The organism is Acinetobacter sp. P37 (assembly GCF_057480965.1).
The window spans coordinates 26448-44557 of sequence record NZ_JBLIYY010000006.1 but is presented as its reverse complement, the minus strand read 5'-3'; the positions used below and the strand labels follow the sequence as shown (position 1 = coordinate 44557).

Annotated in this window: 14 protein-coding genes; 11 read left to right on the top strand and 3 right to left on the bottom strand. The window is 42.5% G+C overall.

The window, feature by feature from the left end; translation table 11 throughout:
* Positions 1-69: 69 nt before the first annotated feature.
* Complete coding sequence (locus tag AC25JC_RS07035) at positions 70-591, top strand: hypothetical protein (protein ID WP_180024754.1); 522 nt, start codon at positions 70-72, stop codon at positions 589-591.
* Positions 592-732: 141 nt separating this feature from the next.
* On the opposite strand, the gene pap is transcribed toward AC25JC_RS07035, so the two are convergent.
* A complete protein-coding gene (gene pap / locus AC25JC_RS07030; protein ID WP_111885629.1) occupies positions 733-2151 on the bottom strand; it encodes a polyphosphate:AMP phosphotransferase in 1419 nt (472 codons plus the stop codon).
* Between the two features lie 205 nt (positions 2152-2356).
* On the opposite strand from pap, the gene AC25JC_RS07025 reads away from it, so the two are divergent.
* The 7 genes from AC25JC_RS07025 (at position 2357) to AC25JC_RS06995 (ending at position 8657) form a co-directional block, all read left to right on the top strand.
* On the top strand, positions 2357-3070 hold the full coding sequence (locus AC25JC_RS07025; RefSeq protein WP_078192822.1) for a DUF8198 family protein: 714 nt from the start codon (positions 2357-2359) through the stop codon (positions 3068-3070).
* A 226-nt stretch (positions 3071-3296) separates the two neighbouring features.
* Entirely contained in the window at positions 3297-4241 is a 945-nt protein-coding gene (gene ubiE, locus AC25JC_RS07020) for a bifunctional demethylmenaquinone methyltransferase/2-methoxy-6-polyprenyl-1,4-benzoquinol methylase UbiE (protein ID WP_078192823.1), read from the top strand.
* A gap of 16 nt (positions 4242-4257) precedes the next feature.
* Positions 4258-4926 carry a ubiquinone biosynthesis accessory factor UbiJ gene (locus AC25JC_RS07015; protein ID WP_486923762.1) on the top strand — a complete coding sequence of 223 codons (669 nt, stop codon included), beginning with the start codon at positions 4258-4260 and terminating at the stop codon, positions 4924-4926.
* 18 nt (positions 4927-4944) lie between these two features.
* Positions 4945-6564: an ABC1 kinase family protein gene (locus AC25JC_RS07010; RefSeq protein ID WP_486923761.1), complete on the top strand. Its 1620-nt coding sequence runs from the start codon at positions 4945-4947 to the stop codon at positions 6562-6564.
* Between the two features lie 112 nt (positions 6565-6676).
* Complete coding sequence (locus AC25JC_RS07005; protein ID WP_486923760.1) at positions 6677-7084, top strand: hypothetical protein; 408 nt, start codon at positions 6677-6679, stop codon at positions 7082-7084.
* Positions 7085-7190: 106 nt separating this feature from the next.
* Positions 7191-8270, top strand: a complete 1080-nt coding sequence (locus AC25JC_RS07000) for a patatin-like phospholipase domain-containing protein (RefSeq protein WP_486923759.1) — start codon at positions 7191-7193, stop codon at positions 8268-8270.
* A 72-nt stretch (positions 8271-8342) separates the two neighbouring features.
* Positions 8343-8657 (top strand): hypothetical protein, encoded by a 315-nt coding sequence (locus AC25JC_RS06995; RefSeq protein WP_078189807.1) that lies wholly within the window; start codon positions 8343-8345, stop codon positions 8655-8657.
* A 70-nt stretch (positions 8658-8727) separates the two neighbouring features.
* Here the strand turns inward: AC25JC_RS06995 and AC25JC_RS06990 are convergent, their stop codons facing one another.
* Positions 8728-10908, bottom strand: coding sequence for a SulP family inorganic anion transporter (locus AC25JC_RS06990; protein ID WP_486923758.1), 2181 nt, complete (start codon positions 10906-10908; stop codon positions 8728-8730).
* Positions 10909-11156: 248 nt separating this feature from the next.
* Positions 11157-13517, bottom strand: a complete 2361-nt coding sequence (locus AC25JC_RS06985) for a Tex family protein (protein WP_486923757.1) — start codon at positions 13515-13517, stop codon at positions 11157-11159.
* Positions 13518-13852: 335 nt separating this feature from the next.
* Between AC25JC_RS06985 and ompR the strand changes: the two genes are divergently transcribed.
* The 3 genes from ompR to scpC all read left to right on the top strand — a co-directional run bounded on the left by ompR (position 13853) and on the right by scpC (position 18048).
* Complete coding sequence (gene ompR, locus AC25JC_RS06980) at positions 13853-14617, top strand: osmolarity response regulator transcription factor OmpR (RefSeq protein ID WP_078189809.1); 765 nt, start codon at positions 13853-13855, stop codon at positions 14615-14617.
* A 246-nt stretch (positions 14618-14863) separates the two neighbouring features.
* Positions 14864-16324 carry an ATP-binding protein gene (locus AC25JC_RS06975; protein WP_486923756.1) on the top strand — a complete coding sequence of 487 codons (1461 nt, stop codon included), beginning with the start codon at positions 14864-14866 and terminating at the stop codon, positions 16322-16324.
* A gap of 206 nt (positions 16325-16530) precedes the next feature.
* Positions 16531-18048 (top strand): succinyl-CoA:acetate CoA-transferase ScpC, encoded by a 1518-nt coding sequence (gene scpC / locus AC25JC_RS06970; RefSeq protein WP_078192882.1) that lies wholly within the window; start codon positions 16531-16533, stop codon positions 18046-18048.
* Positions 18049-18110 lie beyond the last annotated feature (62 nt).

Sequence of the window (18110 nt, the reverse complement as noted above, 5' to 3'; positions counted from 1 at the left end):
GCTTTTAAACAAGTATCTTAATGATACTTTATGAGAAAAAAACCAATCCAGTATTAAGGGTATTTGCTTATGAAAATTGATAACATTCCTGATTCCATCGACCCTAACTTAAATCTGGACATTATTCGCGCTGAATGCTTAGAGCTCGTTAAAAAACGTGCTTATTTTTCAGCAGGTGCAGCCATTATTCCTGTGCCATTTTTAGATGTGGTGATTGACGTCGGAATTTTGTCACAGCTCATTCCAGAAATTAATGCGCGTTTTGGTTTAGCGCCAGATCAAATTAGTGTGTATGATCCAAAAACCAAACAAATTCATTGGACAGAACTGCGTAAACGTGGTGTCGAATTTTCTGGTTTAGTGGTTGCACGAACCGCGATGAAAAAATCACTAAATAACATTGCAGCAAAATATATTACCAAACAAGTCACTAAATTTATTCCATTAGGTGGACAATTGGTGGCAGCCAGTTTGGGTTATATTGTGATGAAAAAAGTCGCTGAAACCCATGTAGAAGAAAGCTACCAATTGGCGAAGCGTATTCAACAGAAATTTCCGAACCAACCTGTCCCAACGCCGAACAATGGTTAACGAAACGATGTATAGCGCATCAACAAGATTTAAGAATCAAAGTGATTTAAACCATAGATCTAAAGATTAAGTAAATCTGAAAATGAGCGAGTTTTGAAAATGAAGAAAAAAGCCACGAATTGCGTGGCTTTTTTCATAAAATCAATCTGCTTTCAACTGCGCTAAAATCGTTTTTAGCACTTGTAAACGAGCACTATGCTTATCATTGGTCGCAATCACATGCCACGGCGCATATTCTGTATTCGTGCGTTGCAACATATCTGCAGCAGCTTTGAGATAGTCATCCCAACGGTCACGATTCCTCCAGTCATCTGGAGTAATTTTAAAACGCTTATGTGCGGTTTCTTCTCGAGCTTTAAACCGCGCAGCTTGCTCATCCTTATCTATGGCTAACCAGAACTTGATGACAACCGTTTGACTGTTATATAGATCCTTTTCAAAGCGATTAATTTCATCGTATGCCCTCTGCCATTCAACGGTATTAGCAAATCCTTCAATCCGCTCAACCAAAACACGACCATACCAACTGCGATCAAAAATCGTGATTTTCTCTTCAGGGACAATTTTATTCCAAAAGCGCCATAAGTAAGGACGGCGTAGTTCATATTTTTCAGGTGCTGCTATGGTATGAATTTCATATTCGCGTGGGTCTAACTTTTTAACAATACGTTTAATTGCTCCGCCTTTCCCTGCGGCATCCATCCCTTCAAACACGATCACCACGTTGCGTGAATCAAAACGTAAAGCTTCAGCCACCTTACGGCTTAATTTTTTTAATTCTTTTTTATAATCGGCTTCATCAGCGACGGCTGTACTTGGCTCCAATAAAGCCTGTGGTGTTTTGGCTTGTTTCCAACGCCCTACCGCTTTAGTTTCATGTGTTGGACAATGTTTTAAAGTGCGTAAAATATACTGTGCAAATTGCTGATCACGGACTTGCTCATCTTCACAGTCGATAATGATCCAGTCATGACTAAAACGCTGACGTAAACGTTGCAAGTTGTCATATTGTTTTTTATTGCGCCAATCTAAACCATGCAATTTATGCCAACGCGCTTCACTCGGGTCCATTTCATCCAAACGTTTTTGTAAAGATTTCCAAGATAAATCGAACCAGACCTTAATCACATCGACATGATTATTTTTTAGGTCTCGTTCATAAGCCCGCATGTTCTCGACATATTCATCAAATAAGGTTTCATCCAAAGGCTTCGACACATGCATGGCGGTACTGAGCAAATCACTATACCAGTTTCCAAACATCACCATAATTTGCCCTTCGGCAGGAATAAACCGTGCATAAGACTGCCAAAAGGTTTGTTTTGGATTAAATATGATCGGGGCATCCGCTTTCACCCTTAAGTAACGTGGATCAACCCATTCGCGGAGCTGTTTGACGGCCTCCCCCTTACCCGCAAGCTCTATTCCGCTGACTAAAATCAACACGCTTTTGGCATTAGGCTGACGACTGGTATTTTTCAGTTGATATTGGGCTTCAATTAGCTCAACCGAGAGTTGTTCTTCATCCATCAATTGAAATTCTGTTTCTTTTAAGCTCATGGCGGACCCTTGGTTTTATTCTGTTTTGAGTATAACCATGCCGTTCATCACACAACAATGCTTTCATGTATATGCTGAAATGCAAAATATGACCATTTCTGCAACAAACTGACTCAGATTAACCTATAATTTCGTCACTTTGTCATAGCCCTAAGCTACAACACCCACTAAGATTCAAACATCTAAAAAATAATTGAGACACTCAATGTCCAAACTTGCAGTATTAGATGATTTACTTGAACTGTATTACCAGTTGAACTACCACAAAAAGCCAGAAATTTTACAGCGTTTACAAGATGTCCAGCAGTGGCAAAAACAGCGTATGCAACGCACTCATGCCGTACAATTTGCTGAAAAACACAATGTGCTGATGTCTGAATATTTTATTAATCGTTTATATGGCGGTCCTGATTTTGATGCATTAGCAGCACAAATTGCTCGTCTCACGCGCTATGCACACAAAGCTGAAAAATTGATTCCAGACAATGCTATAAAGACTGGTACTTCGGGCGTACAACTTGCCATTTTAGCCGTACAGCTTGATGAACAAGTGGCCATGCAATTATTAGAAGATTATCCATCCAATCTGCCCCTAACCGATGAAATGATGCGCCAGACTTATCTTAAGCTCGATCAGGGCAAGGACCGTATGTTACAGCTGCAACTATTGGACGATTTAGGTCGTAATTTAGATAAATATATGCGCTCATTTATGGTCTATACCGCCTTTAAGATGTGCAAAGGTGCAGCAATAAAATATAACTTCGAAGTGATGTATGACTTTATGCAAGATGGCTTTCTCGCAATGAAACCACTTAAGTCAGCAGAAAAATTTGTGCGTGAATTTACCACTGTAGAACGTCAAATCATTGACCGTGTACATGCTGGAGACCCGAACCCGTTTCAGCCTGCGGCCTAACAAAATTATCATCCCCATTCAGCCCACATTTGATATAAAACAAACAGGGCGCTCAAAGCTGAATTCAGATTTTTTATAGGGGTTTTGCAAAGCAATTACAGCAGCCCCTTATTTTTTCTGTATATTATTCACAACAAATGCAAATGACTGCTGTATAACAACAGAGAATCTGTCATCATGCTTACAAAGTAACATTAACCCTATTTATAAGTTAGGAGTGACTCTAATGTCTAACGAGAATCAAACGCCTGTCCCTACACCTGAGTCGGCACAAAATACAGACAAAGCGAGTCCATTCTTAACTGAACCTTTACCACAAGGGACAGCGCAAGGTCAGCAACAATCTTTAGAACAACGTCTGACCGACACACCTGTGACAGGTTCAGTACCCAAATATAATCTGCCACGTGGCGCGAACACAGGTAATGTTGGGCCAACTACACACTTTGGTTATCAGACCGTGAGCAGCGAAGACAAAGCACAAAAAGTCGCGGAAGTGTTCCACTCAGTGGCTGCGAAATACGACATCATGAATGATTTAATGTCATTTGGTATTCACCGTCTATGGAAACGTTTTGCCATTAACATGTCAGGTGTTCGTCGCGGTCAGCACGTACTGGATATTGCAGGCGGTACAGGTGACCTTGCTAAAGTGTTCAGTCGTGAAGTTGGTCCGACAGGTCATGTGGTGCTTTCAGACATTAACGAATCGATGCTCAATGTCGGTCGTGACCGCCTCATTGATGCTGGTTGTACCAATGTCGATTTCGTTTTGGCCAATGCTGAAACTTTAGAACCTTTTGCAGACAACAGTTTTGACCTATTAACCATTTCATTTGGTCTACGTAACGTGACTGACAAAGATGCTGCTCTTGCTGCAATGTACCGCGTTCTTAAGCCAGGTGGTCGTTTACTGATTTTAGAATTCTCTAAACCGGTATTTGAACCATTCTCAAAACTGTATGACTTATACTCATTCACTGCATTACCAATTATGGGAAAAATCGTAGCAAATGACTCTGAAAGTTATAAATACCTTGCAGAATCAATTCGTATGCACCCAGACCAACGTACTCTTAAAGGTATGATGGAAAATGCAGGCTTCCAAAACTGTGATTATCACAACTTAACGGGTGGTATCGTAGCCGTACATCGTGGTTTCAAACTTTAATACTGCAGGCTGAACTATGTGGTCGATTCTCGCACTTGGTGCAGTTGAACGCTTAATTCATCATGTCATTGATCTGGATGCTATTACTCGCATCCAACTGAATGAATTGCAAGGCAAAATGCTTCGTGTGGTGATCGATTCACCACAGTTGTCGGTGGATGTGTTTTTTGACGATCAGAAAGTTCGCTTAGAACCGACGCCAACAGGACACTCTGAAACCGCATCCATCTTTGAGCAACGCCCTTACGAGCAGCAGTCAAGTACGACCGAAGCAACGGCGACCCTGCATGTCAAAACGGTCGTCGAGCTCCTGAAACTGCTGTTGGCTGAAGATGTCGGTAATATCCCATTGCAAGGTGATTATCATTTATTGCAGGATATCCAACGCATTATGCAGCAAGCTGAGCCCGATTTAGCTTCGCATTTAAGCCCTTGGATAGGTCCAAGCCTTGCGCATGAAATTGGTAAGTTGCAACTTGCACCCAAATATCTCAAACGTACTTTACAAAGCCATTTATTCTTTGCTGAAGACGCGTTAAAAGAAGATTCTGGCTTGTTTGCCCCACGTTGGCAGATGGATGACCTGAATCAAGACACACGAATTTTGAATCAAAATCTGGACCGTGCAGAAGCAAAAATTCAGCAACTGCATAGCCAAATTGACTCATTACAAGACAACACTTAAGACTAGGTAATTGCACATATGATTCCGCACGTTTCACGTTTACTCGACCTTTGGCGCATCGCTGCGCACTATAGACTCGACACGTTGTTTCCTGCGGAAGAATTACCGGAAAAAGCCCGTCATATTCTTTCTCTCATTCGCATGCACCCTGCGGCATGGTCAAGCCGCGAGCGTAAAAATCCGCTCAAGCTCAAAGAAGCCATGGAAGAGATGGGCCCGCTGGCCATTAAAATGGGGCAATTACTGTCTACCCGTCGTGACTTGATTCCACCTGAAGTTTTACAGCAATTGGTACTACTACAAGACCGTGTAAAACCTTTTTCGAATGACGTTGCCAAAATGCGTATTCAGGAGTCACTCAAAGCGGATGTGAATACCTTATTTGCACGCTTTGACGAGCAGCCTTTAGCAGCAGCATCTATTGCACAAGTGCATACTGCAGCCCTGCATGATGGCCGTGAAGTCGTGGTAAAAGTGACTCGCCCAAATATTCGCAATCAAATTCTGGAAGATTTTGAAATATTAGAGTGGCTTGGTCAGTTCCTTGAAAAACGTCTAGAAGCCGCTCGTGCCCTGCATTTATCTGAAATTATTCAGGACTACCGTCAAATTATTCTCAATGAATTGGATTTGACTTTAGAAGCGGATAACACCCGTCGTATGCGTCATTACTTCACCGGTTCAAGCATGATGTACGTGCCTGAAGTCTACATGGACAGCCGTGATGTCATGGTCGAAGAACGTATTACCGGTGTACCTATTTCAGATATTGCGACTTTTGACTGTTTAGGCATGGATCGTAAAGATTTAGCCGAAAAAGGGCTCACCATTTTCTTTACCCAAGTGTTCCGCGACAACTTCTTCCATGCAGATATGCATCCGGGGAATGTCTTCGTCGAAACCATCAATCCTAGCAATCCACGCTTTATTGCCTTGGACTGCGCGATTATGGGTGAGCTTTCAAAGCACGACCAAATGACCGTAGCACGCATGCTACTTGCGGTTATGAACAGCGACTTTATGCAGCTGATTCAAATCGTGCATCAAGCGGGTTGGATTCCACCGGGTACAGATCAAGATGCCTTAGCACGTGAAATGCGTCGCACAGTTGGCCCAATGGTCTCTAAACCAATGCATGAATTGGACTTCGCCGGCATTCTGATTCAAGTGATGGATATTGCGCGTCGTTTCCATTTAGAGATTCCGCCACAACTGATGTTGCTGCTCAAAACCTTGGTCCATGTCGAAGGTTTAGGAACTGATCTCTATCCTGAATTGGATATTTGGAGTTTGGCAAAACCAATCCTCACCGATTGGATTAAAGCGCAAATGAATCCTCAGAAAAACTTAAAAGAACTCGGACAAAAAATTCCAGACTTACTTTTAGGTGCGCAAGATTTACCAACGCTGATGATCGACAGTCTGAATGGCTTAAAAAATCAGTCGGCTTGGCATGCAAAACAACTCAATGAACTGCAAAGCATGCGCTTGCAAATGGAACATCAGCAAAAGCGTAGTTGGGTCTTTGGCAGTGTTATGGCCATCTTCCTCTCCATAGCGATAATTGCGCCATGGTACGTTTCCATCGTATTAATTGCACTTTCAAGCTTACTTGCCATTTGGCGTGTGTTTAAATAATCTTTGTATTTAAATAATATGTTGTATCCATAGCTCGTTTAAGCCCTTTGACAATAAAGGGCTTAAAGCTATAAAAACAAAAAATTCAAAAAATTAAATAAGGCTGAACGCCATGTCATACAGTTATTTAGGGGTACTGTATGGTCGAAATCCACTCAGAGCGTGCGCCACTGCATTGCTATATAGTTTTTCGACCCTGCTTGATGTGTTGGTTCAATTAAATATACACATGCCGTTTCTAAACTGGCAACCGTCAGCCAACACCATCCTGTATCGGATGCAACATAGCGCTGCATTTTGGTGGATCATTCTCTTTAATGCACTTCCCTGTTTATTCCTACTTTGTTTGCCACAGAAAAAACTGATGGCCGGGTTAAATTATTGGTTATTAGCTGGGGCCGTGGTTTTTATCATTAATCTATTTGCTTGGGCGGTCTTTCCAATGGCGACATGGGCAATCGTCTGCCTCAGTTTGTTTCAATTGCATCGGCATAATGAACAATTATTACAGCATTCCTGAGTGATACCCTGATATGACTGAGAAGTCATTTGTCGGAAGTTTCAGCCATTGGGTCTGTGCAAAAACGCATTAGAATAATTCTACGACTGTATTTTAAGCGACTACCATGACTCAAATTTTGCAAAAAAGACCGCCTGCGCTCAATATCCGTGCTGGCCATTTAGCCCGCCAACTGATTGAACAAGAGGGTTTAAACGCTGCTCAAGTGGATATCCTGCCCGGTGCTGCGGGTGGTCCGAAAGGCATTGGTATTCAAGGTTTAGATCAGGCGATTTTTGCTGACTTTTTGCCACGCGCGCAACAAAAGCGTACTTTAATTGGTTCATCGATTGGCAGTTGGCGCTTTGCCAGTATTGCTGCTTGGGGAGCCATTGAAGGGACGAAACGCCTCTCTGAGCTGTATACCAATCTGAGCTTTCATAAAAAGATGAGCCGTCAAGAAGTCAGCGATGTGTGTCGTGGCATGCTGATCGATTTGATTCAAGGTCAAGAAGCTGCACTGGTTAATCACCCGGATTATCACCTCACTGTGCTTTCAGTCAAAGCTCAGCATATTTTCCAAAGTGATAAAGCCCTGCCGCTGTTAGCCTCTGTCGCAGGGATCGTGGGCACGACAGCGCTCGCACGTAAACACAGTCGTTATTTCATGCAGCGTGTGATTAGTCAGCCTGTGTCAGGTCATCAATTTACTGTGGCAGATGATGGCTTTACCACGCATTATCATGCATTGACTCAAAATAGTGTCATGCCGTGGCTTATGGCATCTGCATCTATTCCTGGTGTTATGGCCGCGATACGTGATATCCCTGATGCGCCACAAGGCAGTTACCGCGATGGCGGCCTGATTGACTATCATATTGACCTACCCTTCCAAAGTCAGGGCATCGTGCTGTATCCGCATTTCACGGATAGCATCACCCCAGGTTGGTTTGATAAATTATTTAAACGCCAAGCCAATCCTGAAAATCAGGCGCGTACCCTGTTGCTGTCACCTTCACAAGAATACCTTGCAAGCTTGCCGCTTGGCCGACTGCCTGATCGTAAAGACTTTACCCTCAAAGGCTTAGACAACCAACAACGGATTAAAATGTGGAACCAATGTGTGGCTGAAAGTCAGCGTATGGGCGATGAGTTTTTGGAAATGGTTGAGAAGCAACACTTTCCAGCAGTCATGCAAGCACTCTAAGCGTTACAGTAATCTCTTGCGAGGGACGCTATAATCCTGTTTCAGAATTTTGAGCTTATTTAGTATAGATTTATGCGGATATTTTTAACTGTTTTGCAGTATGCCTGCATCGCTTTTGCACTTTTCCTTGTTTATCAAGTGTCAACTGCCTTGATCAGCGGCCAATACGATTTAATGGAAGTGGTAGCAGATGTCGGTACCATTTTAATTTGTATCGATTTGGCGGTGTTTTTATTTACCAGTAATGCAAAACAAGGCATTAGCATCGAAGACTATGCGAAACAATTGGAACAAAAGCCGTCAAAATTGGTATATGTCACCCGTAAATTGGGACATTTCGGTATTTTGCTGATCATTACCAGTTGGATTGTACCGATGATTCGCTAATGTATTTTAGTTCAATAAAAAGGATCATCATGTGTTCATGATGATCCTTTTTTATGTCATCGGATTTTATTTATCCGAAGAAATTAACCCGTCCAGTTTTTACATCATACACTGCACCAACAATCGCCACTTTACCTTCTTGCACCAACTGCTGTAGCACTTCACTATTTTGCAAAATGTAGCGGATGTTGTAATGTACATTCATTTGCGTCACTTGCTCTAAAAATGCCGGACTCAGCGTTTGTGGTTGCATCAATTCGGCAACACGCGATACAGACTCATTGAGTGGCCCCAGCACATATTGAATATGCGGCATACGCGTCAGACTCTGAATCGATTGACCAGCTAAATGCAACTGACAAGCACTGCTAACCGCACCACAGTCCGTATGACCAAGCACCACGATCACTTTGGCACCTTTGGCTTCGCAGGCAAATTCCAATGATCCCAAAACTTTTTGCCCTGCGACATTCCCCGCTATACGTAAACTAAATAAATCGCCGATTCCGACATCAAAGATCATTTCAGTCGGCGCACGAGAATCCATACAACCTAACACTGCCGCAATCGGATGCTGCCCTTCTTCAGCGGTCACCCGCAGTTGACGATAGATATCTCGTTGCAAACGCTCATTTTGTACAAACCGCTCATTGCCTGCTTTAAGCAAAGCGAGCACGGCCTCTGGGGTCAAACGTTGCTGTAAAGCTGCGGTACTGATATCAATATCTAATGCCGCCTCCTGCGCATCGGCATAATGTGCCTTGAAACCAATCAACTGTACTTGCACTTTACGTTGCGCCGCCTTTTCCTGTTGGTACTCTTGAATGAGTTGGAAAATATCAGCATCCATATCACTCACATGTGTGGCATCAATCACCACTTGTTCGCCGCGATGGATATGTTCCAATGCCGAGATTAATGCCGAACGGTTGAGAAAACTGACTTGTGAAGGCAATTCAATCCGTGTAATCACCCCATGTAAATGATGCTCTTTATACACCTTCAGTCCCTTATTAAAATTGGCGTATAAAATAAAGGCCGCACTACTGGCTAAACCAATCAAGATCCCGACCAATAAGTCTGTGAATAAAATCGCCAGTAAGGTAATGATAAAAGGAATAAATTGTTTCCAACCTTTTAAATACAGCTGTTTAAACAATTTGGGATGTGTCAGTTTAAAACCTGTGAGGATTAAAATTGCAGCTAATGCTGAAAGCGGAATCATATTCATCAAGGGCACTAAACACAGCACGGCAAACAGGAGCAACACGCCATGAAAGATCGCAGAACATTTACTTTTAGCTCCAGCACTGGCATTGACCGAACTACGAACAATCACTGACGTCAGCGGCATCCCGCCTATAGCGCCCGAAACAACATTACCGATACCTTGCGCCCATAACTCTCGGTTGGGGGGTGACGAACGCTTATGCGGATCTAATTTATCTGCTGCTTCCAAATTCAATAAAGTTTCTAATGACGCCACAACCGCCAAAGTAATTGCACCCGTATAAATCAGAGGATTATTTAAAGCGGTCCAATCCGGAAAGATCATCACATTTTGTGGCTGATCCCAAAGGTTAGGAAGTTGGATGAGATTTGATGGATGAACTGCAAAAGACGAGCCACTAAGCACCAACACGGCATTACATAGTGCAGCGAGGACTACAGCAACCAAGGCTGAAGGCAAAACCCATTTTTTGCATGGGCTCTGCTCCCAAAGCAACATCAGTACAAGGCTACCGATACCGATCACAATGGCACCCACATCCCATTGCAAATTGAGCGGCTGTGACTGCCACAACACTGACCATGAAAATTGGTTCAAGCCAAACAGATAAGGCATTTGACTCCCAATCAAGATCAGCCCGATAGCTGCCAATAAACCCAATATGACATTGTTCGGAATAAAGTTGGCAAAGAAACCGAGCCTAAATATGCCAAATCCAATCTGTAAGATACCGGCAAAAACAATACACAATAAAAAGGCGGCATAGTTGCCGCCGAGTAGTTCAAGCTGTACTAAAATGACTGCTGTTAAACCTGCTGCAGGCCCTGCAACACTGATATGTGAGCCACTCAGTGCCCCAACTAAAATACCACCGACAATGCCGGCAATAATGCCAGAGAGAATCGGTGCGCCAGAAGCCAATGCAATGCCTAGACATAGTGGTAAAGCCACGAGAAATACCACTGTTCCAGATAAAAAGTCGTGAATATGAAATCGATGTCGTTCAATTTTAGATGTCATCATTTTACCGTTTATAATAAATATCAAATAATTAGATGTAAGTATGTAAAGCCTAAAGTTTGTGACCACTTTATGGCGTGACTTATATTGTCTGACAATCGAACGATTCTATAGTGTGTTTTGATACGTGATTTGTGTGATTTTTACACTTTATTGCGAAGTTTAAGATTCAGCTCATTTATCTTTGATAGGCCGTAAAAGAAAATAAAAAACCTCCCAAATGGGAGGTTTTTTTTAACAGTTCAAGATTACTTCGAACCTTTAATCCCTGCTTGTAATAACAACGCACCTAAACCACCAATTTTATTTTCTTGTGGTTTCGCTGCTTGAGGTTTTTTATGACCTTGTGGGCGGTCGCCTTGCGGACGAGCATGCTGTGGTCGTTTCGCATGTGGCTTACGCTCACCACGTTGTTCTTGCTGGGCATTGTCACGACGTGGTTGACGTTGTGGCTTAGCTGAAGCAGCACCTTCTGCACGCATGGATAAGTTCACGCGGTTACGTTCAACATCGACATTCAAGACACGAACTTGAACAATTTGACCTGGTTTCACCACTTTATGTGGATCTGCCACAAATTCATTTGCAAGCTCTGAAATATGAACTAAACCGTCTTGGTGAACACCTACATCAACAAATGCACCGAAGTTGGTTACATTCGTAACCACACCTTCAAGCTGTAAACCTTCAGTCAACTGCGCCACTTCAGTGATGTCTTCACGGAATTTAGCCGTGCGGAACTCTGGACGTGGGTCACGGCCTGGTTTTTCAAGTTCAGATAAAACGTCTTGAATTGTCGGTAGACCAAATTGGTCATTCACAAATTCTTCGGCGTTTACTTGGCGAATAATTTCAGTATTACCAATAATATCTTTGACTGTGGTTGCTTTCGCTGCCACAATTTTTTCTACTAAACCATAAGATTCAGGGTGAACTGCAGATGCATCCAATGGTTCAGAACCATCTTGAATACGTAAGAAACCTGCTGCTTGTTCAAAGGTACGTTCGCCTAAACGAGGAACTTTTTTCAAACTTTGGCGGTTGTCAAAACGACCATTTTCTTTACGGAAATCCACAATTTGCTGTGCAATTGATTTATTCAAACCCGCGATATAACCCAAAATTGCAGATGATGCTGTGTTGACATCGACACCTACTGAGTTCACACAGTCTTCAACTACTGCTTCTAGTGTTTTTGCTAAACCGGTTTGGTTCACGTCATGTTGGTATTGACCTACACCAATCGATTTCGGATCAATTTTCACAAGCTCCGCCAATGGATCTTGTAAACGACGAGCAATCGACACTGCACCGCGAATAGATACATCTAGCTCTGGCAATTCTTGAGATGCCAATTCAGATGCTGAATAAACAGATGCACCCGCTTCAGAGACAGACACACGAATCAAATTCAAATCCGTATTCGCAGCCATCATTTCAGCCACAACCGCTTCAGTTTCACGGCTTGCAGTACCATTACCAATCGCAATTAATTCAACATTGAATTCGCGGCAAAGGCGCGCAAGCTCTGCAATTGAACCAGCTTTATCTTCTTTCGGGGCAAACGGGTAAATAGTGCTGTGTGCAAGTACATCACCTGATGCATTCACAACGGCCAATTTCACACCCGTACGGATACCAGGGTCAACACCCAGAGTGGTACGCGCGCCTGCTGGTGCAGAAAGTAATAAATGACGTAGGTTTTCAGCAAATACATCCATCGCTTCAGCTTCGGCAGCCAAACGTTTTTCAGTCAATAATGAATGCTCAATAGCAGGACGTACTTTGCCCAACCAGAACAGTTTTGCTGTTTGTTTTAAAAAATCTGCACGCGCTTGTGGCTGAGCTGTTTCTATATTGTATTCAGTTTCAATACGAACCAATGGTGCTTCATCTTCACCATCGACTTTTAAGCCTAGGACATTTTCTTGACGGCCACGTAGCATCGCCAATAAACGATGTGACGGCACTTTATTTAAGCTTTCAGAGAAATCAAAGTAATCACGGAATTTTTTACCGACTTCCTTTTTCTCATCACTTGCAACTAAACTTTTCAACACTGCAGTTTTCGCAAATGTCGCTTTTAGCTCAGTGGTTAATGCAATATTTTGTGCCCAGTCATCAATTAAAATGTGTTGAATCGCATCTAATTGGCTTTCAACATCAGCATAATCTTCATGACTAAAACCAGCTAAAGCTTCGGTTGGATCAACCGCTTCATTAAAGATTTTTTCAGCGATTGGGCCTAAACCCGCTTCTTTGGCTTTAAATGATTTACTTGTACGTTTTGGACGGTACGGCGCGTAAATCTCTTCTAAAGCATTTTTCGTTTCTGCTGCATTCACACGAGCAAGTAAGTCATCAGATAACTTGTTTTGTTCTTTTAGAGATTCGATTACCTTTTCACGGCGCTCAAATAAATCACGCAGGTAAGTCAGACGTGTATCGAGCTGACGTAATTGAGTATCGTCCAGACCTTGCGTCACTTCTTTACGGTAACGTGCGATAAATGGAACACTGGCACCTTCATCAATGAGCTTGATGGCAGCTTCAATTTGATTTGGACGTACGGCAATTTCTTTTGCCAACTGCTGAACTAAGTCAGTCATCGTATTAGATCCCTGCAAGGATAAGTTCTAAAAGCCATGATTATAAAGACCAAGACCATAAAATCCACAATTGTTTTTATAAATTTATTCGTGGTTTTTAATGCCAATTCATCTCAAATACACATTTTTTTACGAAACTGACTATGAAACAGCAAATTAGCGAGACTTAGGCAAGCAAACTGATTCGAACAACATGTATACATTTGGTATCTATGTCTTGATTTTAACTGCAATATTTGTTGCTTTAGAGCATAGTAAATTTATATAAATGAATCGTATACTCAAGTGAAATCGACTTTTTGTTTACGATGACAATAAAGAATAAGGAGCACGTCATGAGTTTAGTTGTACCTGCTGAAAAAACAGATGCCGTACAAGCCGAAACCGACCGAGTCGAACGCATTCTGGTTGTCGATGATGATGTGCGTCTACGCACCCTCTTACAACGCTTCCTAGAAGATAAAGGTTTTGTGGTCAAAACCGCACATGATGCGACTCAGATGGATCGTCTGTTGCAGCGGGAACTCTTTTCCCTGATTGTGCTCGACTTTATGTTGCCTGTTGAAGATGGCTTGAGTATTTGCCGCCGTCTGCGCCAATCTAGCATCGATACCCCGATCATTATGCTGACCGCTCGTGGTAGCGATTCAGACCGTATTGCAGGACTTGAAGCCGGTGCAGATGACTATTTACCAAAACCATTCAACCCGAATGAGCTTTTGGCACGTATTCGTGCCGTATTACGTCGTCAAGTGCGTGAAGTTCCGGGCGCACCAAGCCAACAAATGGAAGTGGTGTCTTTTGGTCCGTGGTCACTCGACCTGTCTACTCGTACATTAACCCGTGAAGGTCAAGTCGTCACATTAACAACGGGTGAATTTGCCGTACTCAAAGCATTAGTTCAACATCCTCGTGAACCACTGACACGCGACAAGTTAATGAATCTTGCTCGTGGTCGTGAATGGGGTGCTATGGAGCGTTCAATTGACGTTCAGGTTTCTCGCCTGCGTCGTTTGGTTGAAGAAAACCCAGCACGTGCGCGCTATATTCAAACCGTTTGGGGCGTAGGTTATGTCTTTGTTCCAGATGGTGCTGAATAAGCCATAAAATAAGACCTGAGAATCGAGTCACCGTACCTCATGTCCGGAAATACCATTCGCTGCTGTCTGAGCCACTTGAAATTGATTGAATAAAAGTAATGTGCGCGAGTTCAGCGAATGGCAAAAATTTTGGTTACTTTTTTAAAAAGTAACATAACGAACTCCTCCCGAAGAACGTTCCAGCAGTAAGATTCCATCGCAAAGAATAAAAACTGCCTTTCAAAAAATTTGCTTAAAGGATTCTGCGTGAAACTCGAACCCATCGCCCCACAGGAATTTACCGACTACGTTACCTACTCCGAAAAAAAACGGACACCTTGGGAACGCTTCCTCGATAAAATCAAACCCCGCTCTGCAGCCATGCGGACCACCGTATTGGTCTTATTTGTGGTGTTTTTTAGCCTGTTTATGTCCTTATGGTTCTTTTGGCGCACACTCTATTTACCCGAAATTCAACAACATGCTCGTTACCTCGCGGTCGAACTTGAAATCATTAACAATCCTGATTTACGGATTTTTCATAACAATGCCGAAGTGGATGTCGACGACTGGATGCGCAACCGTGTCGGGATCGAATATGTGACCGATCCGAAAGAATTCCCCAACGTGAAAGACAAAGTGATTGCAGAGTTCTTTACCAATCAAATTGAAAAGAAACTGGCCAAAGAAATGCGCATTGATAATGCGACCGTGTATTTCCAATTTAAACCTGACCCACGCATTTGGATTCAAACTCCAGAAATGAATGGCAACTGGGTTCGCGAGCCTTTAAAAACCTATGCCAACTATAGCGCAGAGCTGATTTTAGGTTGGTTATTGGGTATTCCGCTGATTGCTGGCATCATTATCTTAACCTTGGTTCGTCAGCTCAACCGTCCACTAAAACGTTTACAAGATGCGGCAAACAACTATAGTAAACAAGGCACTGCTCCTTATTTAGAAACCAACCATGGGCCACAAGAAATCCGTGAAGTAAACCAAGCCTTTAACCACATGGTCTACACGCTGGAACAAACTGAACGTGATCGTCGCATCATGTTGGCCGGTATTTCCCACGATTTGCGTACTCCGCTGACCCGTATTCGACTCAGCGCAGAAATGATGCCTGATGATGACTTCCTAAAAGAAGGCCTGATTTACGATGTTGAAGATATGGATGCGATTCTGAATCAGTTCATTTCGTATATGCGAGATGGCTCTGATGAAGTTCCGCAAGATACTGATTTAAATGCGCTATTGCAGGAATTAGTGATTCAATTTAAACCTTTAGATATTCGCTTTGAACCTCAAGACTTACCGATTATTCAAGCACGTAGCCTGTCCTTAAAACGACTAATAGGCAACTTAATCAATAACTCAAAACGCTATGGTGCCGAGCCGATTGAACTGTCTACCGAATATGAAGGTGACCATATTCAAATTCGCGTTGCCGATAATGGCGAAGGGATTCCTGAAGACCAAATTGAAGACCTGATGCAACCTTTTGTACGTGGTAATGATGCACGTACCATTCAAGGCAGTGGACTCGGTTTAGCCATTGTAAAACGTATTGTGGATATTCACGAAGGTCAACTTTCAATTCACAATCGAGCAGAAGGTGGACTCGAAGCGATCATTTCTTTACCACTGCAAAAACTCGAAAATGATGAAATATTAAACAACAGCCCATTGGAAAAAATTAAGCAAAGTTTAACTGAACGCTTTTAACAAGCGTTCAAAAAAGCAACGAACAGTTTTGTTCAATCCTTAATCATTGGTATTTTTAACTCTATTATTCATCAACTTAGAAATCATAATAAAATCTTATACCCACATTTTTTCAAAAAATTAGACCTTAGCCTAACAGGGATGCAAAATGGCTTTTTTGATCGGTACAATCCGTATCAGTTTTGAGAATTTCACGAGAGTATATGATGTCTTTAGATCGCATCCGTTTAGCTGCCCTTCACGACAAAGTTATCAGCGCAGAAAAAGCTGCTGAATTCATTCAGGATGGTATGACGGTAGGTATGAGTGGTTTCACACGCGCAGGTGAAGCGAAAGCTGTACCTTTAGCGTTGGTTCAACAGGCTCATGCTAATCCTCTTAAAATCACCCTAATTACTGGCGCGAGCTTGGGTAACGATTTGGACAAAAAATTGACTGAAGCAGGTGTTCTTGCTCGTCGTTTACCGTTCCAAGTAGACAATACATTACGTAAAGCGATCAACAAAGGCGAAGTAATGTTCATCGATCAGCATTTGTCTGAAACAGTTGAACAAATGCGTAACCTTCAGCTTAAAAAGCCTGATGTAGCAATCATTGAAGCTGTTGCGATCACTGAAGATGGTGGCATCATCCCTACAACTTCTGTAGGTAACTCTGCAAGCTTCGCAATTTTTGCTGAAAAAGTAATTGTTGAAATCAACACCAACTTAAGCCCAGCATTTGAAGGCTTACACGATATTTATATCCCAACATATCGTCCAACACGTCAAGCTATTCCATTGACTCATGTTGACGAACGTATTGGTACACATGCAATCAACATCGATCCTTCAAAAATCGTAGGTATCGTATTTAACAACGAATTGCATGACTCTCCATCTACAGTTACTGCCCCTGATGATGAAACTCAAGGTATTGCAAACCACCTTATCGCTTTCTTTGAAAAAGAAGTCGCTGAAGGTCGTTTACCGAAAAACCTAGGTCCATTACAAGCAGGTATTGGTTCAATTGCAAACGCAGTATTGACTGGTCTTAAAGATTCAAACTTTGAAGACTTGATCATGTACTCTGAAGTACTTCAAGACTGTACATTTGAATTGATCGACGCAGGCAAAATGAAATTTGCTTCAGGTTCCTCTATTACGCTTTCTGCGAAATATGGCGAAAAAGTATTTAATAACCTTGAACAATACAAAGACAAACTTGTATTACGTCCACAAGAAATTTCTAACCACCCAGAACTTGTACGTCGTTTAGGTATTATCGGTATCAACACAGCACTTGAGTTTGATATCTACGGTAACGTGAACTCGACTCACGTTTGCGGTACAAAAATGATGAACGGTATTGGTGGTTCAGGTGACTTCGCACGTAATGCGCACTTGGCGATCTTCGTGACTAAATCAATTGCAAAAGGTGGCGACATTTCTTCTGTTGTTCCATTTGCTTCTCACGTTGACCATGCAGAACACGACGTTGACATCTTGGTTACTGAACAAGGTCTTGCTGACTTACGTGGTCTTGCTCCACGTGAACGTGCTCGTGCTGTAATCGACAACTGTGCACACCCAAGCTACCGTGCAGCATTAAATGATTACTTCGACCGTGCTTGTGCGAAAGGTGGTCAAACACCTCACCTTCTACGTGAAGCATTGTCTTGGCACATCAACTTCGAAGAGAACGGCCATATGTTAGCTGCTCAGCCTGAAGTGAAAACTGCTTAATTGACAGTGAACTAAAAAAACGCTCTTCGGAGCGTTTTTTTATGGCTTTTATTTTTCAATAT

Coding starts and splice junctions, on each gene's coding strand:
- ompR (WP_078189809.1), top strand. CDS start 13,853: ATGAGTTTAGTTGTACCTGCTGAAAAAACAGATGCCGTACAAGCCGAA.
- AC25JC_RS06985 (WP_486923757.1), bottom strand. CDS start 13,517: ATGACTGACTTAGTTCAGCAGTTGGCAAAAGAAATTGCCGTACGTCCA.
- AC25JC_RS07015 (WP_486923762.1), top strand. CDS start 4,258: ATGTGGTCGATTCTCGCACTTGGTGCAGTTGAACGCTTAATTCATCAT.
- AC25JC_RS07005 (WP_486923760.1), top strand. CDS start 6,677: ATGTCATACAGTTATTTAGGGGTACTGTATGGTCGAAATCCACTCAGA.
- ubiE (WP_078192823.1), top strand. CDS start 3,297: ATGTCTAACGAGAATCAAACGCCTGTCCCTACACCTGAGTCGGCACAA.
- AC25JC_RS07010 (WP_486923761.1), top strand. CDS start 4,945: ATGATTCCGCACGTTTCACGTTTACTCGACCTTTGGCGCATCGCTGCG.
- AC25JC_RS07000 (WP_486923759.1), top strand. CDS start 7,191: ATGACTCAAATTTTGCAAAAAAGACCGCCTGCGCTCAATATCCGTGCT.
- AC25JC_RS06990 (WP_486923758.1), bottom strand. CDS start 10,908: ATGACATCTAAAATTGAACGACATCGATTTCATATTCACGACTTTTTA.
- pap (WP_111885629.1), bottom strand. CDS start 2,151: ATGAGCTTAAAAGAAACAGAATTTCAATTGATGGATGAAGAACAACTC.
- AC25JC_RS07025 (WP_078192822.1), top strand. CDS start 2,357: ATGTCCAAACTTGCAGTATTAGATGATTTACTTGAACTGTATTACCAG.
- AC25JC_RS06995 (WP_078189807.1), top strand. CDS start 8,343: ATGCGGATATTTTTAACTGTTTTGCAGTATGCCTGCATCGCTTTTGCA.
- AC25JC_RS07035 (WP_180024754.1), top strand. CDS start 70: ATGAAAATTGATAACATTCCTGATTCCATCGACCCTAACTTAAATCTG.
- scpC (WP_078192882.1), top strand. CDS start 16,531: ATGTCTTTAGATCGCATCCGTTTAGCTGCCCTTCACGACAAAGTTATC.